14 protein-coding genes are annotated in these 22,461 nt (G+C 68.7%); 9 read left to right on the forward strand and 5 right to left on the reverse strand.

Annotated elements, in window-relative coordinates:
• Positions 1-8: 8 nt before the first annotated feature.
• Entirely contained in the window at positions 9-1,439 is a 1,431-nt protein-coding gene (locus JOF29_RS09975; RefSeq protein ID WP_209693921.1) for a glycoside hydrolase family 28 protein, read from the reverse strand.
• A 156-nt stretch (positions 1,440-1,595) separates the two neighbouring features.
• Here JOF29_RS09975 and JOF29_RS09980 point away from each other — a divergent pair, with 156 nt between their 5' ends.
• From JOF29_RS09980 to JOF29_RS10010, 6 genes are all read left to right on the forward strand, one after another.
• Complete coding sequence (locus JOF29_RS09980) at positions 1,596-2,984, forward strand: glycoside hydrolase family 28 protein (RefSeq protein WP_209693922.1); 1,389 nt, start codon at positions 1,596-1,598, stop codon at positions 2,982-2,984.
• A 9-nt stretch (positions 2,985-2,993) separates the two neighbouring features.
• On the forward strand, positions 2,994-3,998 hold the full coding sequence (locus JOF29_RS09985) for a LacI family DNA-binding transcriptional regulator (RefSeq protein WP_209693923.1): 1,005 nt from the start codon (positions 2,994-2,996) through the stop codon (positions 3,996-3,998).
• Between the two features lie 54 nt (positions 3,999-4,052).
• A complete protein-coding gene (locus JOF29_RS09990) occupies positions 4,053-6,044 on the forward strand; it encodes a beta-galactosidase (protein WP_209693924.1) in 1,992 nt (663 codons plus the stop codon).
• Positions 6,041-8,911, forward strand: coding sequence for a glycoside hydrolase family 2 TIM barrel-domain containing protein (locus tag JOF29_RS09995; RefSeq protein ID WP_209693925.1), 2,871 nt, complete (start codon positions 6,041-6,043; stop codon positions 8,909-8,911). Before JOF29_RS09990 ends, JOF29_RS09995 begins: the two co-directional genes overlap by 4 nt.
• A gap of 55 nt (positions 8,912-8,966) precedes the next feature.
• The gene (locus JOF29_RS42890; protein WP_245357528.1) at positions 8,967-10,319 is read left to right on the forward strand and encodes an HNH endonuclease signature motif containing protein; all 1,353 of its coding nucleotides are present in this window, start codon (positions 8,967-8,969) and stop codon (positions 10,317-10,319) included.
• A 1,706-nt stretch (positions 10,320-12,025) separates the two neighbouring features.
• On the forward strand, positions 12,026-12,733 hold the full coding sequence (locus tag JOF29_RS10010; protein WP_209693926.1) for an aminoglycoside adenylyltransferase domain-containing protein: 708 nt from the start codon (positions 12,026-12,028) through the stop codon (positions 12,731-12,733).
• A 172-nt stretch (positions 12,734-12,905) separates the two neighbouring features.
• Here the strand turns inward: JOF29_RS10010 and JOF29_RS10015 are convergent, their stop codons facing one another.
• The 4 genes from JOF29_RS10015 to JOF29_RS10030 are packed head-to-tail and all read right to left on the reverse strand — an operon-like array spanning position 12,906 to position 19,924.
• Positions 12,906-15,635: a glycosyl hydrolase family 95 catalytic domain-containing protein gene (locus JOF29_RS10015; RefSeq protein ID WP_209693927.1), complete on the reverse strand. Its 2,730-nt coding sequence runs from the start codon at positions 15,633-15,635 to the stop codon at positions 12,906-12,908.
• On the reverse strand, positions 15,632-18,061 hold the full coding sequence (locus JOF29_RS10020) for a glycoside hydrolase family 95 protein (RefSeq protein WP_209693928.1): 2,430 nt from the start codon (positions 18,059-18,061) through the stop codon (positions 15,632-15,634). Before JOF29_RS10020 ends, JOF29_RS10015 begins: the two co-directional genes overlap by 4 nt.
• On the reverse strand, positions 18,058-19,041 hold the full coding sequence (locus JOF29_RS10025) for an amidohydrolase family protein (RefSeq protein WP_245357529.1): 984 nt from the start codon (positions 19,039-19,041) through the stop codon (positions 18,058-18,060). The genes JOF29_RS10020 and JOF29_RS10025 overlap by 4 nt, the downstream gene beginning before the upstream one ends.
• On the reverse strand, positions 19,034-19,924 hold the full coding sequence (locus tag JOF29_RS10030) for a GntR family transcriptional regulator (RefSeq protein WP_209693930.1): 891 nt from the start codon (positions 19,922-19,924) through the stop codon (positions 19,034-19,036). The genes JOF29_RS10025 and JOF29_RS10030 overlap by 8 nt, the downstream gene beginning before the upstream one ends.
• A 68-nt stretch (positions 19,925-19,992) precedes the next feature.
• Here JOF29_RS10030 and JOF29_RS10035 point away from each other — a divergent pair, with 68 nt between their 5' ends.
• The 3 genes from JOF29_RS10035 to JOF29_RS10045 all read left to right on the forward strand — a co-directional run bounded on the left by JOF29_RS10035 (position 19,993) and on the right by JOF29_RS10045 (position 22,461).
• Entirely contained in the window at positions 19,993-20,157 is a 165-nt protein-coding gene (locus JOF29_RS10035) for a hypothetical protein (RefSeq protein WP_209693931.1), read from the forward strand.
• Positions 20,158-20,320: 163 nt separating this feature from the next.
• Positions 20,321-21,595, forward strand: a complete 1,275-nt coding sequence (locus JOF29_RS10040) for an ABC transporter substrate-binding protein (protein ID WP_209693932.1) — start codon at positions 20,321-20,323, stop codon at positions 21,593-21,595.
• Positions 21,592-22,461 carry a carbohydrate ABC transporter permease gene (locus tag JOF29_RS10045; protein ID WP_209693933.1) on the forward strand — a complete coding sequence of 290 codons (870 nt, stop codon included), beginning with the start codon at positions 21,592-21,594 and terminating at the stop codon, positions 22,459-22,461. Before JOF29_RS10040 ends, JOF29_RS10045 begins: the two co-directional genes overlap by 4 nt.

Raw genomic sequence — 22,461 nt, forward strand, 5'->3', positions numbered from 1 at the left:
AGGCTCCTTCACTTGGTGGTGTGGGTGCCGTTGATCCAGACCTGGTCCAGGCGCAGGCCTTCGACGTACGTGATCACGTTCGGCTCGGTGATCGCGTCGAAGCGGCACTGGTGCAGGTGGATGTCGCGTAGGGGGTCGTCGGCGAGGCCGAGGAGGTTCAGGGCGCGGGGTGCGGACGCCACGGTGAGCCGGCTGATCGTGATCCCGTGCACGTCCGGCGGGTACGCGCCGGTGATCACGTTCGCGTAGTTCAGCACGATCTCGATCACCGAGTCGGCGGCCTGGCCGACCGAGACCCGGCGTACGTCGATGTTCGTGATCGTCCCGCCGCGGTCCGGGTTGCTCTTGATCCGGATCGCCCGCTCGAGGTGCGGACTGCTCATCGTGCAGTCCCGGACGAAGACGTCGAGCACCCCGCCGCTGGTCTCGCTGCCGACCGTGACACCGCCGTTCCCGTCGGCCATCGTGCAGTTCCGGACCACGGCGTACCGCGACGGTACGTTCACCCGCCGGCCGTCCGCGTCCTTGCCGGACTTGAACGCGACGCAGTCGTCACCGGTGGAGATCGTGCAGTTCTCGATCAGTACGTCGGTGCAGGACTCCGGGTCGATGCCGTCGTTGTTCGGGCCGTTCGGGCTGTCGACGGTGACGCCGCGGATCGTGACGTTCCGGCAGAGCACCGGGTGGATGTTCCACATCGGCGAGTCCTTGACGGTGATGCCGTCGACCAGGACGTTCTCGCAGCGGTTCAGTTGCAGCAGATTCGGGCGCAGGTAGTGTCCCTCGCCGAACACCCGCTCCTCGACCGGAACGCCCGCGGCAGCCAGCTGGATCAGTGCAGTCTTGTCCGGGCCTTCGTTGGGTGGCGGGCCACCCGTCCAGTCCCACCAGTGCGTCGTGTCGGCGCGGCCGTCGAGCATGCCCTGACCGGTGATCGCGACGTCCCGCTGGCCGTACGCGTACACGAAGGCAGAGTAGTTGTAGCACTCCGTCCCCTCGTACCGCGTCGCCACGACCGGGAGGTACGCCGCCGGGTCCTGGCTGAACGCGAGCCGCGCGCCGTGCTCCAGGTGCAGGTCGACGCGGCTGAGCAGGTGGACGGCGCCGGTGCGGTAGTCACCCGCCGGTACGACGACGTGCCCGCCGCCGGCGCGGTGACACGCCTCGATCGCGGCGCGGATCGCCCCGGTGCAGTCGGTGGCGTCGTCGCCGACCGCGCCGAACTTCGTCACGTCGTACCAGCGGTCCGGAAAGTGTGGCGGTCTGATCCGCTTCAGGATCGCGGCCACCTGGGCGTCGGCCGCCGCTACCGACGTCGAGGGCGCAGTCGGGGCGGGGCCGGCGGCGGCCGGGGCGGTACCGCCGCCGAGCAGGGGACCGCCGGCGGCGAGCGCGCCACCGGCGAGCAGGACGGTACGGCGACGAAGCGGGGCGGACATCTGCGACCTCCTAGCGTGCAAACGATTGCAGTTGATCGTGCCCGGAGAGCGTGAGTGTGTCAACGGCTGGCCGTCGGCAACTCTTGACCGTCCCGAAAGCTCTTGGATACTTACGGGCAAAGCTTTACCTGATCCGTCCCGTGGAAGGTATGTGTCATGCATCCAACTCGTCGTCAGTTGCTCGGGTCCGGTCTCGGTGGAGTGGTTGCTGCAGGCATCGGTCTGCCCGCCGCCGCCGACCCCGGCGTCGAAGGTCTGGTCAGGTCCCGGATTCGGGCGCCGCGGTTTCGGGATGTGTGGTTTCCGATCACGCGGTACGGGGCGACGCCTGAGGATGCGACTGCGGGGATTGCGGACGCTGTCGCTGCCTGTCATCGGGACGGGGGCGGGCATGTTGTCGTGCCGGCGGGGGTGTGGGAGACCGGGGCGATCAACTTGTTGAGTCGTGTCGACCTGCATCTGGAGGAGGGGGCGACGTTGCGGTTCAGTACGGACCCGGCGGCGTACCTGCCGGTCGTCCGGACACGATGGCAGGGCGTGGAGGTGTACAACTATTCGCCGCTGATCCGCGCCGAGGGGCAGACCGACATCGGCATCACCGGGAAGGGCGTCCTCGACGGTGCCGGTGACAACGAGCACTGGTGGTACCTGATCGGCAGCGGCCAGTACGGCTGGCACACCGGCCTGCCGAACCAGCGCGCCGACTGGGCCGAACTCGAACGGATGAACAACGAACAGGTCCCGGTCGACCAGCGCGTCTTCGGTGACGGCCACTACCTTCGCCCGAGCTTCGTCCAGCCGTTCCGCTGTACGAACGTGCTGATCGAGGGGGTGACCATCAAGGACTCGCCGATGTGGACGATTCACCCGCTGGAGTGCCGCAATGTCACCGTCCAGGGCGTCACGGTCGACAACCTCGGCCCGAACGGCGACGGCTGCGACCCGGAGTCCTGCACCGACGTACTGATCCGTGGCTGCACGTTCCGGACCCACGACGACTGCATCGCGATCAAGTCCGGCCGGGACGCGGACGGCCGCCGCCTCGGCCTGCCGTCGCGCGGCATCGTCGTCGAGGACTGCACGTTCGTCAGCGGAGGCGCTGCAGTCGCTGTGGGTAGCGAAATGAGCGGCGGCGTCGAAGACGTGTACGTCCGCCGGTTGCACGCCCCGGCCGATCCGGCGGCGGAGGAGGCCTACCTGCAATGGCTGTTGTGCGTGAAGTCCACGTCGACACGCGGTGGCTACGTCCACAATGTCGATGTCCGGGACGTGGAATCGCGGGCCTGGATGTATCGTCCTCTGGAGATCACGTTCAGCTACCAGGGAGGTGGCGACCAGTCGCTGTACCCCGACGTGCGGGACATCCGTTTCGACCGGGTCCGGGTGGCGCGGGCCGAGCGGGCGTACCGGATCGTGGGCGCGGAGACGCAGCACATCCGGTCGGTGGTGGTCAGCAACAGCCGGTTCGACCAGGTCGCGGCCGAAGCTGTCGTACAGTACGCCGACGACGTGACGGTTCGAAATGTCTTGATCAGCGGTTCTTAGGGGTACGAAGTGGCGGAACGGGTTCGGTTGATCGACGTCGCGCGCGAGGCCGGGACCTCGGTCTCGACGGTGTCGCGGGCGCTGAACGGCTCCGACCTGATCTCGCCCGAGGTGGTCGCGCACGTCCGCTCGGTGGCCGGCCGGCTCGGGTACCGCGCCGACAAGCGGGCGCAGGAGTTCAAGCTCGGCCGCCCGCTGACGGTCGGCGTGACGGTGCCCGACCTGACGAACCCGTTCTTCTCCGAGGTCCTGAAGGGCCTGACCGGCGCCGCGCGGGCCGGCGGCTACCGGCTGCTGATCGGTGAGAGCGGCGAGGATCCGGCGGAGGAGCTGCGGCTGGTCGACGAGCTGGTCGACTACTCCGGCGCGCTGGTGCTGTTCAGCTCGCGCCTCACCCGCCAGGGCCTGGAGAAGGCGATCGCGCAGCCCGTCCCGGTGGTGTCGATCAACCGCAACGTCAAGAACGCCGGCGTGGTCGCGATCGACTACCGCGCCGCGTCGAGACTGCTGCTGGAGCACCTCACCGGGCTCGGCCATCGCCGCGTGCTGTACGTCGGCGGCCCGGCGACGTCCTGGTCAGACGGTGAGCGCCGCCGGACGTTGCGGCGTACGGCGCGGGCGCTCGACGTGACGCTGGACGAGATCGACGGCGGCTGGTCCGGGAACCACGGGTACGACGCCGGCCCGACCGTGCTGCACAGCCGCGCGACCGCGGTGATCACGTTCAACGACCTGGTCGGGATCGGGCTGCTGAGCTGGCTGTACGACAACGGCGTCGAGGTGCCGGCCGAGCTGTCGGTCGCGTCGTACGACGACATCCCGATCGCGTCGTACTCGCGGCCGCCGCTGACGTCGCTGCGCAACGAGCGCGCGAAGCTGGGCGAGCTGGCCTGGGAGCAGCTGAGCAAGCGGCTCGGCGGGGCGGACTGGCCGGCGCCGGATCTGCTGACGCCGGAGCTCGTCGTCCGGGCGAGTACCGGTCCGGTTCGGCGCAGAGTTCGGATCAAGGTCTGATTCCCTGCATGCAAACGATTGCACGGGGATGTCGCCGTCGGTTACGGTTGGCGCATGCTGCCGCCACAGGTCGTGCTTGGGACGGCCTACTACCCGGAGTACCTGCCGCGCTCGGTCGGTAATCGGGCCGCCGTCGACCTGGAGCTGATGGTTGCCGCCGGCATCACCGTGATCCGCGTCGGTGAGTCGGTCTGGTCGACCTGGGAGCCGCGGGACGGGGTCTTCGACCTGGAATGGATCCGCCCGGTGCTGGACGGCGCGGCCGAGCGCGGGATCGGGGTGATCCTCGGGACGCCGACGTACGCCGTACCGCCGTGGCTGCAACGGGCGCATCCGGAGATCGCGGCCGAGCGGCGGACCGGCGTACCGGTGCCGTGGGGGATCCGGCAGGAGGTCGACTACGGGCAGCCGGCCTTCCGGTTCCACGCGGAGCGGGTGGTACGGCGGATCGTCGAGCGGTACCGGGACCACCCGGCGGTGATCGGGTATCAGGTGGACAACGAGCCCGGGGTGCTGCTGGCACACAACGCCGCTGCCTTCGAGGAGTTCGTGGCCGGGCTGCGGCGCGAGTACGGCGATGTCGAGACGCTGAACGAGGCGTGGGGGCTGACGTACTGGTCGCACCGCTTGAGCGACTGGTCGGAGCTGTGGCGGCCGGACGGGAACAGTACGCCGTCGTACGACCTGGCGTGGCGACGGTTCCAGGCGGCCCGGACCACCGAGTTCATCGAGTGGCAGGCGGAGCTGGTGCGGGCGTTGCGGCGGGAGGGGCAGTTCGTGACGACCTGCCTGGCGTACGACCGGCCGGCGGTGGCCGACGTACCGCTGACCGCGTCGCTGGACGTTGCGGCGGGCAACATCTATGTGGACGTCCAGGACGGGCTCGCGCGGCCGGCCGTCCCGTCGCGGCTGTCGCCGGGGTGGATCGGGCGCAGCGTCGCGGACCTGTTCCTGGCGGCGGATCGCGGGTACGGGTCGCGCGGCGAGCCGTTCCTGGTGACCGAGACGAACGCGACGTCGATCGGCGGGTCGCACCAGAACAGGCCGCCGTACGCCGGTCAGCTCCGGCAACTGGCGTGGGCGATGGTGTCGCGCGGCGCCCGGATGGTCGAGTACTGGCACTGGCACTCGATCTACCACGGGGCGGAGACGTTCTGGGGCGGGATCCTCGGGCACGGGCTGGAGCCGGGGCGGATCTATCGCGAGGTCGCGGCGATCGGGGCCGAGTTCGCTGCGCTCGGATCGTCGGTGGCCGGGCTGACGCCGGATGTCGATGTCGCGCTGCTTTGGTCTCAGGACAGCGACTGGGCGTTGCAGTTCCAGCCGCCGCTGGCGTTGGCTCAGGGGCAGCCGGACAAGTCGTCGTACCGGACGCTGGTCGAGGCGTTCTACGGCGGGATCGTGGACGCCGGTCTGCGGCCCGGAGTGGTGCCGGTGGAGCGGCTCGACGCTGCGTTGACGGCGTCGGTGATTGTTGCTGCGGGCTTCTATGTGGCATCGGATGCGGTGCTCGACCGGTTGGTCGGGTATGCGCGCGATGGTGGGCACCTCATCGTCGGGCCGCGGACCGGGTACGCGGACGAGCTCGCGCGGCCGCGGGCCGAGGTTGCGCCGGGGCCGTTGCGGAGGGCTGCGGGACTGGGCTACCAAGAGTTCGAGAACCTGGACGTCGCGCTACCGGTGGAAGGGCTGGCCGGACATGCCACGCGGTGGGCCGAGACGCTGCTCGTCGACGACGCCGACGTACTGGCGACGTACCGGCATCCGAGCGGTGAGCGGCGGCCGATCGTCACCACGAAGCGCTGCGGGAGCGGCCGGATCACGTACGTCGGGACGGTGCCGGACGCGTCGCTCGCGGCCGGGCTGTTCGGGGATTCGCGGGTGTGGGCGCCGTCGGTGACCGCGATGTCCGCGGTGAACGCGGACGGCGAGCGGATCTGGTTCGTGCACAACTGGTCCGGTACGGCGGTGACGGTCGAGCCTGCGGTGCTTGGGCGGATCGAGTTGGGGCCGTGGGACGTCCGGGTGCTCAAGGAGGGGCGATGAGGTACTTCGAGGATCTGACGCCGAGTACCGGAGCGCGTGAACCACGGGCGTGGTTGCGGTCGTCGCGGCCGCGGATCAGCCTGAACGGGCGGTGGGACTTCAAGCTCTGGGACAGTGTTCCTTCGGGCGAGCCGGTTGTCGGTGAAGGCTGGGGCCCGATCGAGGTCCCGGGGCACTGGGTGCTGCAGGGGTACGACCGGCCGCGGTACACGAACACGGCGTTCCCGTTCCCGATCGATCCGCCGTACACGCCTTCGGTGAATCCGACGGGGGACCACGTCCGCTGGTTCGACCTGCCGGCGGACTGGCCGATCGACGGCGCCATACTGCGGTTCGAGGGCGTCGACTCGGCGTTCAAGGTGTGGGTGAACGGCGGTGAAGTGGGTACGGCGAAGGGCAGCCGGCTGCCGAGCGAGTTCGAGGTCGGTTCGCTGCTGCGGCCGGGGCGGAACCTGCTGGCGGTCCGGGTACACCAGTGGTCTTCGGGGTCGTACCTCGAGGACCAGGACATGTGGTGGTTGCCGGGGATCTTCCGGGATGTCACGCTGCTCGCGCGGCCGTTGATCGACGACGTGTTCGTGCACGCGTCGTACGACCATGTCACCGGGGGCGGAACGTTGACGGTGGAGACGGAGCCGGGGGCGGTGGTCCGGGTTCCGGAGCTCGGGGTCGTGACGGAACCCGGCGTACCGGTTGAGCTCGCGGCCGTCGAGCCGTGGTCGGCCGAGGTGCCGCGGCTGTACGACGCGACGGTGGAGGTGCCGGGGGAGACGGTCGAGCTGCGGATCGGGTTCCGGACCGTGGCGATGGTGCACGGGGTGTTCACCGCGAACGGGCGGCCGCTGTTCTTCCGCGGCGTCAACCGGCACGAGCACGACGAACGCCGCGGCCGGGCGCTCTCGGTCGATGCGATGCGGCGGGATCTCGTACTGATGAAGCAGCACAACCTCAACGCGGTCCGGACCGCGCACTACCCGCCGCATCCCGCGTTCCTGGACCTCTGCGACGAGCTCGGGCTGTGGGTGATCGACGAGTGCGACATCGAGACGCACGGGTTCATCTACACCGACTGGCGCGGCAACCCGGCCGACGACCCGGACTGGGCGCCGATGATGCTGGACCGGATGCGGCGGATGGTCGAACGCGACAAGAACCACCCGAGCGTGGTCATCTGGTCGCTGGCGAACGAGAGCGACCGCGGAGGGAACTTCGGCGAGCTGGCGGCGTGGACGCGGTCGCGGGATCCAGGGCGGGCGGTGTTCTACGAACGGGACCGGACGTACGAGTTCTCGGACTTCTACAGCTTGATGTACCCGCCGCTGGAGGATCTCGAGGCTATCGGCACCCGTACCGAGGACGTGACCACGGAGGACTCCGCTCTGGAGGCCAGACGGCGGGCGTTGCCGTTCATCTTGGCGGAGTACGCGCATGCGATGGGGAACGGGCCGGGTGGGCTGGCCGACTACCAGCGGGTGCTGGAGCGTTATCCGCGGTTGCAGGGCGGGTTCGTCTGGGAGTGGATCGACCACGGGCTGCTGTTGCCTGGTGCAACGGACCACGTGTACGGCGGGGACTTCGGGGAGCGGCTGCACGGCACGAACTTCTGCATCGACGGGCTGCTGTTCCCGGACCGCACCCCGTCGCCCGGTCTGACCGAGTACAAGAAGGTCCTGGAGCCGGTGCGCATCACGGGGCTGCTCACGATCGAGAACCACCGCACGTTCACCAGCACAGACGACCTCGAGTTCTTGTGGTCAGTCACGGCTGACGGCGTTGAGGTGGACTCGGGCCGTCTGGAGGTTCCAGAGATCGCTCCTGGAGCATCCGCCTGTCTAGAGCCTCCAACAACCATCTCCTCTGAGGTAGAGCGGGTGCTGACTGTGCGGGCGGTGCTGGCGAAGGACACAGCCTGGGCCAACGCAGGGCACGAGGTCGCATGGTCGCAGTTCGTACTGGAACAGGCTGTTGCAGTGTCTACTGGCTCAGGTCTTCCTGTAGTGGACAGGGGCGAGGTGTTGCGGTTGGGTGGCGGCGAGTTCGACCGTACTACCGGACGCTTGACCCGCCTGTACGGACAGGAGGTCGACGGACCGCAGCTGGACCTCTGGCGGGCGCCGACTGACAACGACAACGGCCAGGGCGGCCGGAACGGCGTCACCCAGGAGTGGCGCGCCGCCGGCCTCGACCGGCTCCTCCACCGGGTCGACGGGGTAGACGTGCTGGACGACGGTCTCGTCGTACGTACACGGGTCGCACCGGAGGGGCTTGGCGTCGGCGTACGTACGACGTACCGCTGGACGGCCTCCGACGACGGCCTGCGGCTCACGGTCGACGTACAGCCGGAAGGGGAGTGGGCGGGCACCGCGGTCACACCACGGTGCGGGAGCTGGCCGCGCGTCGGCGTACGGCTGGAGCTGCCGAAGGCGTTGGAGAACGTGCAGTGGTACGGCGGGGGGCCGGGCGAGGCCTACGCCGACAGCCGGGACGCGTCCCGCATCGGCCGCTACGAACGCACCGTCGACGACCTGCAGACGCCGTACGTCGTACCACAGGAGAACGGCGCCCGCATGGACGTCCGCTGGGCTTCCCTTACCGATGCCGCGGGCAACGGCTTCCGGGTAACGGGTTCACCGCATTTCCAACTCACCGCCCGCCGCTGGACCACCGAAGATCTCGAACAAGCCCGCCACCGCTCAGACCTGACCCCTCGCGCCCACATCTACCTCACCCTCGACCTGGCGCAAAACGGCCTAGGCTCGGCATCCTGCGGCCCACCCACCCGCATCGGCCTCGAAGTCGCCCCTTACACCTTCACCCTCACCTTCCGGCCAGCCGGATCCAAATCTGTGGATAACTATTTCCCTTAAAAACAAGGCGATCTGGCTTTGAAAACTGTCGGAGGCCGTGTCTAGAGTTTGCTGTATGGAACGGGCGGCTGAGTTGATGAGCGAGGAGGAACTCGTGCGCGCTCTCGACGAGTCCGAGGCCGATCTTGCCCGTCGGCAGGCGTACCACCTGCGGCTCATCGCGGCCCTGGACAACACCGGTCACGCGGAAAAGGTCGGCGCCCGCAACCTCACGCAGTACCTCCAGTACCGCTACCGCCTGGACCACTACCGCGCCCACCGCGACGTGCAACTCGCCCGCGCCCTGCCCAAATACCCGGCGATCAGCTCCCGCCTGGACGCATTGAGCCTGCGCCCCGCCCAGGCCGAAGCCATCGTCCTCGAACTCGAAAAGACCCCGAACACGGTCCCAGTCCCTGACCTGGAATGCGCCGAACGCGAACTGGCCGCCCTCACCCACCTCGCGCCCAGCGACCTCCGCAAAGCCGCCGTCGCATCCCGCAACATCCTCGACACCGACGGCCCCGAACCCGAAGAACACAAGGCCGCCGCCCGCGAGACCCTGACCCTCGCCTCGGTCGACCGCGGCGTCAAGTTCAAGGGCTACCTCGCCAACGAGAACGCCGAACTGTTCCGCTCGTTGATCACCACCGGAGCACGCCCCCACAAGACCGTCGACGGCACCCCCGACCCCCGCTCCCGCGAGAAGCGCCAGGCGGACGCCCTCACCACCACCCTGACCCTCGCCGCCACCGCCCTCGACGCGGGCGTCCCGTCCCCCACCATCCCCCGCCCCACCACGAACAACGGGTCAACAACCGACCCAGCCCACGACCCGACCCACGGCTCGTCCCACGGCGCCCCAGCCGACTCGGGCCAGGAGGCGGCAGCCCGTTCGGGTGGTGAGGTGGTGCCCGGGTTCGGGGCGAAGGCGAACATCACCGTGACGATCGACCTGGAAGACCTCAAAGCCGCCACGGCGAACGCGATCGGTCAAACCGTCTACAGCAACGGCCTGTCCGCAGCCACCATCCGCCGCCTGGCCTGCGACGCGAACGTCATCCCCATCGTGCTCGGCTCACAGTCCGAACCACTCGACGTCGGTCGCCGCGAACGCCTCGTCACCAAAGGCATCCGCCGCGCCCTGAACACCCGCGACCGAGGCTGCGTCGTCTGCGGAGCACCCCCGGTAATGTGCGATGCACATCATTTGATCTCCTGGATCGACGGCGGCCCCGACCGCCCTGTCAAACCTCGTCCTGCTCTGCCGCCGCGACCACACCGACCTCCACAAGGGCCACTGGAACATCACCATCACCAACGACGTCGTCCACGTCGCCCGACCTGCCTGGGCCGACGTGCCGCCCCCAGCTCATCTCCGCCCACCAGCAGCCACCACCGAGCCGCCCGCACGATCCGAGCCACCTGACCGGTTCGAGCCACCCGGACAATCGGAGCCGCCTGACCGGTTCGAACCACCCGGACAATCCGAGCTGCCCGGACGGTCCGAGGCGCCTGACCGGTTCGAACCACCCGGACAATCCGAGCTGCCCGGACGGTCCGAGGCGCTGGCTGATGATCCCGCATGCCCGCAGCCGCGGGCGGTTGACCGTAGTGGAGCATGGGCCGCGGCATCTGAGTCATTGGGCACAGCAACCGCACGCCTCGATCGCTCCGCCGACGAACGCGGATCCGCCGACATCCCCACGGCTCGAACCGCGACGCAGGCTGCAGTCGAGTCGCACTCGTCCCGGGTCAAGTCCCGCGGCGCGGCAGTCGAGCCGTGGAATGGGCCCGCCGTACCCGCAGCTTCGGCGACCGCAGCACGATCCGGCCGTTGGAAGTCCGACGACACGACCCTCGCGGAGGCCGCGCGGTTCGCGGTGTGGGGCGACGGCACGACAACCGAACCCGGCACCGGACCACCATCCTTCGCAACGATCTGACCCATCCGATCACAATCCTTCGCCTCGACCTGAGCCGCTGGCGCACCGAGCCGTCCGTCCCGGCGCCCCAGGCGGCCGAGACGACGAGCAGCCGATTCGCGGCGCGGCGCTTCGTGCCCGCGCTAGCGGCGACCACCTGGTCGGCCGTTCGGAACTGTCCGCGCGCAGTTCGCCCGCATCCGGGCGCGTGGGACGCGGCAGGTTCGCGAGTCCTCGAGAGCCGGTGGCTGAGCCGTGACCCGGACACCGTGGTGCTTTGCGCCCGACGAGGCGGGCGGGTGAACCTGGCGTGTGCAGCGCCGAGCGGTGCGCAGGCGGTGTTGTGCCGACAGGGCGCGGTGGCGCGGTGCCTGGATCTGCACGCGATGGTGCGGTGGCTTGTAGGGATTCGCCGGCCGCGGTCGACGGTTGGACCTGTGTGGGTGGTGCTGACGGCTGCGGTGCTGGTCGGTGCGTGCGCGGTGCCGATGGGGTGTGGTGTTGGGCCGGTGCTATGCGTGCGGCGTGGTGCTGGTGGTGTGGTGCCGACGCATGCGGTGGTGGCTTGTGCGGTGTCCGCAGGCCGCGGTCGACGCGTGGACTTGGTGCGCGTGGTGCCGACGCGTGCGGTGGTGGTTTGTGCGGTGTCCGCAGGCCGCGGTCGACGCGTGGACTTGGTGCGCGTGGTGCCGACGCGTGCGGTGGTGGTTTGTGCGGCGCCCGCACGCCGCGGCTGACGGTGGGCGTGGTGCGGGTGGTGCCGACGATGACTGCGCGATGCCGACGGGTGTCGTGTTGGCGGATGCGGTGCTGGCGGGTGCGGTGTCGGAGGGCGCCGCTGATGGGTGCGGCGCCAGCTTGTGGGGTTCGCGGGCCGCGGGCCACGGGTGGACTAGGCGTGCGTGGTGTCGATGGGTGAGGTGCGGCGTGCGGGTGTTGTGCTGGCTGGTGGGTGTTGGTGGTGGTGCGCTGGGGTGGGCTTGAAGGGTGGTGGGGCTGTGTCTGTGAAGGCGTTGCTTGTCGGGGACAGGACGATGGACGGGGTGAACAAAACTTGGTTGGGTGGCGTCGAGGGAGGTGTGGGCTTTCAGAGGAGGGGCTTGTGAGGGTGCCGGCTGCCGTGCGGGATTTGTGTGAGCGTTTCTTGTTGCTGGTAGAGCGGGAGTTGCCGGCGGGGTTGCTGACTGGGCTCTATCTCCATGGTGGGGTCGTGTTCGGTGAATGGGTGCCGCGGGAGTCCGATGTCGACTTCCTGGCGACGCTCGCCCACCGGCCGGACGCGGTGGAGGTGGAGGCGCTGCGGGGTGTTCACGAGCAAATGGTGGCGTACTCGTCGATCCGGTTCGACGGGCAGTTTGTGCTCGCCGACGACCTGGCCGTGGACCCGCGTACGCTGCCGCCGAACCCGGCGACGATTCATACGAGAGAATTCGTGATCGGCAACTCGCCGTCGTTGATGATCGTCTGGCACGAGCTGGCCCGGGCAGGGATCACGGTCACCGGTCCGGAGCTGTCCACCCTGAAGATCTGGACCGACGAGCGAGCGCTGCGCGACTACACGGTCGACAACCTCGACACCTACTGGCGCCGCAATGCGGAGGGCCTGACCCGCGCCACTCCCGCTGACCTCCCAACGGACAAGGCCGAGCGTGACGCCCTGCTCTCCCACTGCATCCTCGCCTCCGTACGCCTGCATCACCTCCTGGTCACCGGCGAGATGACCGCGAAGTCGCGCGCCGGTCGGTGGGCGCTGATGCAGTACGACGAACGCTGGCGTCGCGTCCTCAATGAGGGCCTCCACTTGCGCGAGGGCACCGGCACCTCCCAGTACACAAACGAGACAGACCTCCTCGCAGACATCCGGGACCACCTGGCCCAGATCGTAGAAACAACGACCGGTAAGCCTGTGGTTGGTTGAAGTAGGTCGGCAGGCGCTGCGGATCGCGATGGCGACTTCGCGGACCTGGTCGTGTACGGCGTGGCCCGCCTCGGGCGGTAGGTCCTACAGGTCCTCGTGACGGGTGGTGGGGACGTACAAAGGTAAGCGCCTGGTCACGGCGCAGCGCGAGGTGTGCTGCGCCGTGATGTTGTCAGCGTGGTACGACGAACGTGATGTAGGTGGAGTTGCCCTTGCCGGGTATGCCTGAGTTGGGGCCCAGGGAGAGGTGGCCGGCGGGGGCGTTGCGTTTGAAGAGGGTTAGGGGTTGGTCGGTGGTGGATACGGTTTCGGTGGTGCGGGTGTAGTCGGAGAGCCAGCTGGGCCACCAGGTGTTTTCGCCGCGGGGGTCGAAGGCTACGTAGATCGTGGCTGGGTGGGTGAGGTTGAGTTTGAGGTAGTCGGTGGGGGTTGTTGCTTTGGAGTCGTCGTTGGAGCCTTGGATCAGGGCCTGGCCGTTCAGCTCGGCCGGCAGGTCGGTGATGGTGTAGCTGCGGTCGACGTACGTCGGGGCGCCCACCTGGGCCTTGACCAGGTTGTTGAGCTTCTCCGGGGCCTCGACCGAGACCAGGTCGCTCTTCAGCGGCGGCTCGCTCCGCGTGATGCCAAGAACGCGATTACCGACGGTCTTGACCGTGGTGGCAGGCTGGCCGGTCATGGGCGCATAGGAGAACGACGACAGCTGTACGGCGGTCCGCTCCACCGTGTACGACGTGTTGGGACTGACCGTGAACGTGATGACGTCAGCGGACGATGACACGAGCTCATGCCCGTGAGAGTCGACTACGCGGACCTCCTCGCCCTTCCACGGGTTCTGGAGCTTCAGGGTGTCGCGGTTGCCGGCCTGGATGCCCACGACGTTCGGTACGCCGTTGTGCACCTCCGTACTGACCCGGTGTCCGCCCTCGATCTGCACCGACCCGGAAACATCCCAGTCGTGAGGCCACGCGGGCGCGACCTTCACGACCCCGCCGTACGACTGCACCAACGCCTCCTGCAGACCGGTGCTGAGCACGCCGCCCCACTCGTTGTAGAAGCTGTGGTTGCGAACAGCCTCCTGGCCGGTGCGGTGCACAGTGAAGCCGTTCGGGTAGATCTGAAAGTCCGCGATCCCCTTCAGCAGCAGGCGTTTCACCTCGTCCGACAACCCGAGCCGTGCGGCCCACGTGCTGTCCATGCCCCAGTCCTTGTCCTGCGGGTACACCCGTTGCCGGAACGTCGCCTGCATCAACGAGGACGACGCGTCGAACACGCCCCACGGCCAGAGCGCTTCCATCTCCGGGTTCTGGGTGTTGTGCGCGGCCTCGTCGGTACCGGACCACGCCAGCACCTCCTCACCACCGCGTTGAACCGTCCGGAACGGCGGCAGCTTGCCAACAGCCGCACGGAGCTGCGAGGCCAGCGCAGCATCACCACGTGACACAGCAAGGTCAGCAACAAGAGGGAAGATCACCCGCATGGCAGCCAGGTCCGGCACCGGGTCCGTGGTGTCCCATTGAACCTCCAGCGCGTTCACATGCTCCAGGTGCAGGTAGCCGTCAGCACCAGGCGTAAGCGCCGCCAGATAGAACCGTGCGACGTCCCGCATCAGCGGGTAGCTCCGGCTGAGTAGCGCCTTGTCGCCGGTGTAGCGGTACTGCTGCCAGATGTTGTTCACCAGCTCCGGCCCGCTCGTCAGGATGCGCCGCGTCCAGCTGGGCTCCTGCTTGTTGTCGCAGCCGTCCCCGGTCCCGTCGTACCTCATGAACTCCGGCATGCAGAGCCCTTCACCGCCGGTCCAGTGCGTCCGCGTCCACTCACGCATCAGCTCGGCGCGGTCCTGGTAGAACCTGAAGTACGGCGCGTTCAGCTCGCCGACGCCCGCGCCGAGGTTGGCCGAGATCAGCATCCGCAGGTTGAAATGCCAGTACGAGTCCTGCGCCCAGTCCGCCTGGTCTTCCGCCGACGAGAACATCCGTACGACGGCACCGTGCGTGCTCGGTACGTCGCCCCGCATCGACGCGGCCATCGTGTACAGCTGCAGCGTCCGCAGGTTCTCGACGTACTCCCCGGTGCCGTCGGGCGAAGTGATCCGCATCGGCGCGGCCTTCGCCCAGTACGAATGCCACCAGGCGAGGTGCCGGCTCGGCGTCTCCACCACAGCCTTGCGGGCCGCCGTACGCAGCTCTCCACCCCGGTACGACGGCACGCCGACGACGAGCCGGTAGCTGCCGTTCGCGTTGGGCCGGAACGTCAGCCGTACCGTGAGCGGATCCACCACGGACGCCGTGACGCCCTGAGCGTGTGCTGTCAGCGCAGCGACCGCACCGGTGACGCTGCCGGACGCCGCGTCGTGGAACGTCTCTGCCAACGCCGCCACTCCGCCAAAAGCACTGACTGCCGGCGTACGACCAGCCCACAGCCTCAGGTCAGCCGTTTGCGTTGTGGACGGATCCGCACCAGTCACCTCCAGTACGAACTGGTCGGCGTCAGCACGCACATACGAGCGCGCGGTCATCCCGCCACCGCGCTGCACGAGCTCACCGTCGTAGAGCGCCAACCGCCCGCTGTAGTCGTCAGCACGCATCAGGGAGTCCAGCCCGGGTACGACGAGCCGCCCAGCGGACTTGAGATCCGGGAACGTGTCGACCCGGTTCAGCTGAGCGCTGTAGCCCTTCACGGCCCACACCGCTGCACCCAGTACGCCGTTACCCAGTGGCATCGCCTGGTACGGACGCCAGGCCGGCCCCTCCTGTACCAGGTCGGACCGCGAGACCAGACCGGCAGTGTCGCCCTGCAGCGCACCGTCGTGCCAGGCGGTCGTCTCCTGCTCTACTGAACTACCGGCCGCCGGAAGGCCAACAGCAAGCAGCGCTACCACGAGCAGCGGTAGAGCTAGCCTCATGCGCGCACCTCGACCCAGTAGTCCACCCCAGGACGGGTACGGAACTCGACGACGCCTTCCTCCGGCCGAGCGAACGCCACCGGACCGGCCGACGACTTCACGTCCACCAGCACCCCGGTCCGCAGCCGCAGCCGGTTCCCGAGCAGCGAGCGGATCTTTGCCTTCGACAACTTCCCGGCCGCCCAGGAGAACTCCAGGTCGAAGCCACCGCGGGCGCGCAGACCCCGGACACTGCCAGTCGGAAAAGCGCTCGGCAGGCACGGCAGCAGCGCGACCTCACCGGAGTGGCTCTGCATGATCATCTCCGTGAGCCCGGAGACACCGCCGAAGTTGCCGTCGATCTGGAACGGCGGGTGCAGGTCGAACAGGTTCGGCGCCGTACGCCCCGGACCGAGCAGCTGGGTCAGGTGCTTGTACGCGTTGTCCGCCTCCAGCAGCCGTGCCCGCAGGTTCAGCTTCCACGCCAACGACCAGCCGGCCGTGACAGCCGGACCACGGAGCTCCAGGAACTTGCGGGCCGCGTCGGCGAGTTCCGGCGTACGGCGCGGGGTCACCTGGTCGCTCGGGAACACCGCCCACAGGGGTGAGACGTGGCGGCTGGTCTCCAGCGCGGCGTCCTCCCAGTCGATGAGCCACTCCTGGATCTGACCGAGGTACCCGATCTGAAGCGGCGCCAGCTTCGCGCCCGCCTCCGCGGCGGCGGCTGCCATCGCCGAGTCCTTGCCCAGCAGTACGGCCGCCTGCCCGAACACCTTGAACAGGTCGCGCAGGATCTCCATGTCCATCGTCGGCCCGGCGCACACGCTCACGCCGTCACCGTCGTAGTCGTGGTGCTTGACCTCGGGGGACAGCGACGGGCTGGTCACCAGCCAACCCGTCTTCGCGTCGGTCTGCAGCTGGTCGAGGAAGTACTCCACCGAACCGCGCAGCACCGGGTAGTACTCGCGCAGCATCTCGAGGTCGCCGGTGTACTCGTACCGCTCCCAGAACAGTAGCGACAGCCACGCACCACCGGTCGGCCACAGCCCGTAGAAGGCGAAGTCCACCACCGCACTACCGCGCCAGCCGTCGGTGTTGTGGTGCGCCACCCAGCCAGGGGCGTCGTACATGGCGGCCGCGGTCCGAGCGCCCGACTCCGCGAGCTCGCTGATCATCTTGAACAGCGGGTCCCAGCACTCGGCAAGGTTCGCGGGTCCGGCAGGCCAGTAGTTCATCTCGGTGTTGATGTTGATGGTGAACTTCGACTGCCACTCGGGCAGCATCTTGTAGCTCCAGATGCCCTGCAGGTTCGCGGGCTGCCCGGGCGTCCGGGAGCTGGAGATCAGCAGGTAGCGCCCGAACTGGTAGTACAGCGCCGCCAGTTGCGGGTCGCCGCCGTTGCGGAACGCCGTGATGCGCTGGTCGGTCGGGAGCGCGATCGAGTCCGAAGTACCGAGGTCGAGGTCCAGGCGGCCGAACAGCCGCTGGTAGTCGTCGACGTGCTCGTGGCGGAGCTTGCCGTACGCCGGGCGGCCGATCGCGTTCAGCGGTGCGACCGCGCGAGCGACCTGGTCCGCGCTGACGTCCTGCCAGTTGCGGTAGCTGGTGCCGACCGTGAGCAGCAGCGTCACCTCGTCCGCACCGGCGACCGACAACTTGCCGTCGGCAACCGTCGTCCGGCCGCCGTCGGCGTAGGCGCGGAGCAGCGCGGTGAACTTGACCGAGCCGGTCAGCCCCTCGGCGTCGCCGCTGATCCCGTCGAGCGCGAGCGTCTGGCCGTCGTACGCCGCCGGCGTGGCAGCCTGCTCGGTGCTGTACGTCGCGTCGAACGTCAGGGCGCCACGTTCGCTCGCGGTCAGCCGCATCACCAGCACCTGTGCCGGGTGGCTGATGAACACCTCGCGCGTGTACCGCACGCCGGCGTGCTCGTAGCTGACGGAGGTGATCGCGGTGGTGAGGTCGAGCTCGCGCCGGTACGCCGAGACGGCGGCGGCGTCGATGCCGGGGAAGGCCAGGTTCAGGTAGCCGACCGGCTGGTACTGCATCTGCTCGCTCGGCCGGCCCATGAAGTGCGCGTCGGCGAGGTTCTGCGCGTCGAGGTACTGCTCCGCGGCGATCAGGCGGCGGATCTCCGGCAGCACCTCCTTGCCGCCCGGATCGGCGTAGTCGTGCGGGCCGCCGGCCCAGATCGAGTCCTCGTTGAGTTGCAGCTGCTCGGTGGCGGTCCCGCCGTACACCATCGCGCCGAGCCGGCCGTTGCCGATGGCAAGCGCCTGGAGCCATTCGGTGGCGGGGGAGGTGTACCAGAGTTTGAGCGGGTTGGTGTCGCTGCCGGGTTGCGGGGCGGCGGTGGCGGTGGTGGTTTCGGTGAGTGCGCCGGCGACGATCGCGGCGCCGGCTGCGGCGCCGGTGGTTCTGAGGACCTGGCGTCGGGTGTATTCGGTCATGGGGCGGTCTCCCTGGGGCGGTAGATGCGCTGGGCGGTACCACGGAGCACGTCGTTGTGCGTGGTGGGCGGCAGGAGAGCGGTGGTACGTCGGAGTACGTCGGCGCGGGTACTGGCCAGCGTGCACACGGGCCAGTCGGAGCCGAACATCAGCCGTTCACTGCCGAAGTGTTCGAGGGCGACGTCGACAAGTGCGCGCAGGTCGCCGGTCGCGAGGTGGGCGGTGCCGGAGAGCTTGACGGTCACGTTGGGGTGCTCGGCGAGCGCCTGCAGTCCGGCGCGCCACTCCGGGGTGGCCGTGATCGGGTTGCCGAGGTGGTCGAGCACCAGCCGCGCCTCCGGCACCACGGCCGCGAGCCGGGCCGCGCCGATCAGGGCGGAAGGGCGGATCAGAAGGTCGACGGCGAGGCCGGCATCGGTGGCGGCTCGCACACCCCGCACGTGCGCGGGGTCGGTCAGCAGGTCGGGGTCGGTCTGGTCGGCCGGCGGACTGCGCACGCCCACCAGCCGTGGGTCATCCGGCAACCGATCGGGGAAGTCCAGCAGGTCGAACCACCCGACCACGCCGACGACAGCCGGGTGCTGCCGAGCCAAGGCCAGCAGATCATCCACCTCAGCCGGATCCGCATCCGCCTGAACCAGGACCAGCTCAGCTGTTAACCCCTGAAGTGGACCGTTTGCTCCCTGCATACGGCGGGGTGAACGGGCGCGGTCGGGGGTTAACCCCTGAAATGGACCGTTTGCTCCCTGCATATGGCGGGGTGAACGGGCGCGGTCGGGGGTTAACCCCTGAAACGGCCCGGCGGTGGTGGAAGGCCTGGGGGTGGCGGGCGGCATGGTGGTGGCGAGGTCGGTGAGGGTGAAGTCCCGGCGAAGGGGGTGACCGGGCCGGAGCCACGGCAGCGTGCGCTGCCGAAGCTCCCACACATGCACGTGTGCGTCGAGGGGGTCCGCTGGGCCGGCGTCCGCTGGGCTAGTCATGGTGGCCGGCTGGTCTGGTGATGGAGCTTTCGCCTCGGGCGTGGGCGGCGAAGAGGCGGGCGGAGTCTTCGGGGTCGGTGCCGGCGAGGACTTCGATGAGGTCCACGTGGCGGCGGGCCATCAGGCCCCAGTCGCCGGCGTACATGGCGTTCGAGACCACCTGCAGGCTCCACAGTGCGGGCTCGAGGGTTCGCCAGACGCGGAGCAGCATCGAGTTGCCGCTGGTTGCCAGCACCTGGCGATGGAACCGCAGGTCCGCCTCCCGGAACGCGCCGATGTCGTGGTGGTCGGCGGCCTCGCTCATCCGCTGGACCTCGATCCGCAGCAGGTCCAGCTCGTCGGCAGGCACATGCCCGGTCGCCCGCCGCGCCGCCGCGGACTCGAGCAGCACGCGGACCTCGCGCGCCTCCCGCGCCTCGACCTGCGAGATCTCGGTGACGAAGTTCCCGAGCCGCGGCCGGTACGTGACCAGCCCCTCGTGCGCGAGCCGTCGTACCGCCTCCCGGGCCGGTGTCTGGCTGGTGCCGAGCACCCGCGCGATCTCGGACTCGACGACCCGCATCCCGGGCGCCAGCTCGCCGGACAGTATCCAGCCGCGGATCGACTCGTACACCCGGTCGGACAGCAACTCCGGGTCACTCGAGAACGGCGGTGCCGCCGGACCGGACCCGACCACGATGCCGGACCGGAAGTGCTGCACCTCCTCCCGGCGCCGGCGGGCGACCGTCGACTGCGAGACGCCGTACGCCGCCGCCAGCTCCCGCGTCGACCGGCGCTGTCCGGAATCGGCCATCGATCCGACCGCCACAGCACCGAGTTGCACCCGGTCCACCATCCGCGGCCGGCCGCTGCGCATCCCGTCGTCGAGCCCGGCCATTCCCATCCGGAGGAACCGCCGCCGCCACTTGCCGACCGTCCCGGGGGTGACCTCGAGCAGGTCCGCGACGGCCCTTGTTCGAGCGGCCCTCGGCGCTGGCCAGCACGATCCGTGCCCGCAGACGCATCGCGGCACTGGTCCGCGGGGCCGCGGCGAGCTGGCTGAGCGCGGTCCGCTCGGCCACCGACAACGTCAGCGGCGACTTCGGTCTTCCGGCATCGGGCATGGCTGCATCGTGACCCCCACCCCAGGGTTCTGCCAACCCCTTATGGCATGGACTTCCGACTCAGAACGTCCACTTTGGCGCGTAAACGTTGACACTTGACCGCCGCGCTCTGCATCGTCACTCGATAACGACGCCCGGCCGCCCCCGACGCCGGGACGATCCGAGAGGACCCGGAAATGGCTCGTTCGATACGCCGCACACCAGGGATTGCCCTGCTGACCTCTGTTGCGTTCCTGGTAGGCGCGGCGGGCTGCGGTGGTGGCTTCAGCGACACCAAGGGTGCTGCTGGTGACAGCACCGGCGAAGTACGCATGCTGGTCAACATCACGCCCAACCTCACCAAGAGCTACTGGGAGGGCCTGGTCAAGCCGTTCGAGGACGCAAACCCGGGTGTCGACGTCAAAATCGAGGCCCCGACCGGCTCGGGTGTGAAGGACACGCTGCCGCAGCTGCTCGCGGCAGGCAACGCCCCGGACGTCGTCGAGACGCTGATGGCCGACAGGGTCCTGGCGCCGCAGATGCTGGACCTGACAGACCAGGCGTGGACCAAGGACACCCCGCTGGTGGACCAGGCGAAACTGGACGGCAAGGTGTACACGGTCGGTGTCGGACAGCAGGCCCAGTCGCTGGTGTTCTACAACAAGGACGCGTTCGCCAAGGCCGGTATCAGCGCCCCGCCGAAGGACCTGGACGAGCTGACCGCCGACATGGGCAAGCTCAAGGCGGCCGGGTACCTGCCGCTGCAGACGGCCGGCGACTACGTGACCGGTCTGCAGCTGATGCAGCTGAGCGACCCGTCGATCGCCACGAAGTACCCGGACTGGTTCCAGCAGGTCAACTCCAAGCAGCTGAAGCTCGGCGACACCCTGCTGCCGCTGCTGGACCGCTACGAGTCCTGGATCAGGAACGGGTACGTCGACAAGAACGCGCTCGGCCTGAAGGACGTCGGGGCGCAGACGAACTTCCTGTCCGGCAAGGCCGGGATGTACATCATGGGCAGCTGGTTCGTCCGCAGCGCCGACGACGCGAAGCCGACGTTCGACCTCGGGGTGTTCGCGGCGCCGACCGAGAAGGGGCAGCCGTCGCCCGGCCCACAGGGTGTCACGATGGCCGCGCCGTACATGGTGCTGAAGTCGACCAAGCAGCGTGACCTGGCGGTGAAGCTGGTGCAATTCCTGGCCACCGACAAGGCCGCGGTGCAGAGCCAGCTGTCGCAGGACGGCAACTTCCGTAAGGGCTACACCGAGAAGCTGTCGCCGCTCGGCAAGCAGGTGCAGGACATCCTCGACCAGGCGCCGAAGGGCGTCGCCCAGGGCGAGGGGTACGGCGCCAGCACGCTGCCGTCGGGCTTCAACGGCGAGTGGAACAAGGCCGTCCAGAGCCTCTACACGGGGAAGAGCGCCAAGGACGTCGCGGCCCGCATGGACAGCTGGTTGGGCTCGAAATCGTGAGAGCCCGTCTGACCACGCTCAGTATGGTCGGGCCGGCCCTGGTGCTGTTCGTCGTCATGCTGGTGGTTCCGGTCGGTCTGTCGATCTATCTCAGCCTGACCGACTGGGACGGCTACAGCGCCAACCCGGCGTTCATCGGCCTCAAGAACTACGTCAACCTGACGCACAGCGCAGAAGCGATCAGGGCCGGCTGGGTGACGCTGCTGATCGCTGCAGTCGGCACGGTCCTGCTCAGCGTGCTGGGGCTCGGTTTCGCGTTGCTGGTGAACGGTGCGTCCCGCCTGAACGCGTTCTTCCGGATCGTGCTGTTCTACCCGCACGTGCTGAGCGCACTGGTCGTCGGCTTCCTGTGGAGTGCTGTGCTCGGTACGTCGGGCGTCGTCAACGGCTGGCTGACGTCGAAGGGTTCCGCAGTACTGCCGTTCCTCTCGGATCCGAAGTGGGCCCTCGCGTCGTTGATCGCCGTACTGGTGTGGGCCGGGTTCGGTGTGAACGTCGTGCTCTACCTGGCCGGTCTGCAGACGGTGCCGAAGGACCTGCTCGAGGCGGCGCGGATCGACGGCGCGACCAAGCGGCAGACGTTCTTCAACGTCACACTGCCCGCGCTGGCACCTGTCGTCACGGTGAACCTGGTGCTGTCGCTGGTGACGCTGCTGAAGACGTACGACCTGGTGGTGTCGCTGACGGGTGGTGGTCCCGCCGGGTCCACTCAGACGGCGGCGTACCTGATCTTGTGGGACTCGTTCCACAACAACGCGCTCGGCTTCGGTTCGGCGCAGAGCGTCGTACTGATGGTGATCACCGCAGGGCTCGCGTTGACGGTGGCGCGGTTGCGGGCGCGCGCCGACCAGGGGGCGAGCGCATGA

Source organism: Kribbella aluminosa, assembly GCF_017876295.1.
In the GTDB taxonomy this organism is placed as follows: domain Bacteria; phylum Actinomycetota; class Actinomycetes; order Propionibacteriales; family Kribbellaceae; genus Kribbella; species Kribbella aluminosa.

Bases quoted from the DNA above. Each gene is read 5' to 3' on its own strand.
- JOF29_RS09990 (WP_209693924.1), top strand. From the start codon at position 4,053: ATGCTGCCGCCACAGGTCGTGCTTGGGACGGCCTACTACCCGGAGTAC.
- JOF29_RS10015 (WP_209693927.1), bottom strand. From the start codon at position 15,635: ATGAGGCTAGCTCTACCGCTGCTCGTGGTAGCGCTGCTTGCTGTTGGC.
- JOF29_RS10020 (WP_209693928.1), bottom strand. From the start codon at position 18,061: ATGACCGAATACACCCGACGCCAGGTCCTCAGAACCACCGGCGCCGCA.
- JOF29_RS42890 (WP_245357528.1), top strand. From the start codon at position 8,967: ATGGAACGGGCGGCTGAGTTGATGAGCGAGGAGGAACTCGTGCGCGCT.
- JOF29_RS09975 (WP_209693921.1), bottom strand. From the start codon at position 1,439: ATGTCCGCCCCGCTTCGTCGCCGTACCGTCCTGCTCGCCGGTGGCGCG.
- JOF29_RS10025 (WP_245357529.1), bottom strand. From the start codon at position 19,041: ATGACTAGCCCAGCGGACGCCGGCCCAGCGGACCCCCTCGACGCACAC.
- JOF29_RS09995 (WP_209693925.1), top strand. From the start codon at position 6,041: ATGAGGTACTTCGAGGATCTGACGCCGAGTACCGGAGCGCGTGAACCA.
- JOF29_RS10040 (WP_209693932.1), top strand. From the start codon at position 20,321: ATGGCTCGTTCGATACGCCGCACACCAGGGATTGCCCTGCTGACCTCT.
- JOF29_RS10030 (WP_209693930.1), bottom strand. From the start codon at position 19,924: ATGGGAATGGCCGGGCTCGACGACGGGATGCGCAGCGGCCGGCCGCGG.
- JOF29_RS09980 (WP_209693922.1), top strand. From the start codon at position 1,596: ATGCATCCAACTCGTCGTCAGTTGCTCGGGTCCGGTCTCGGTGGAGTG.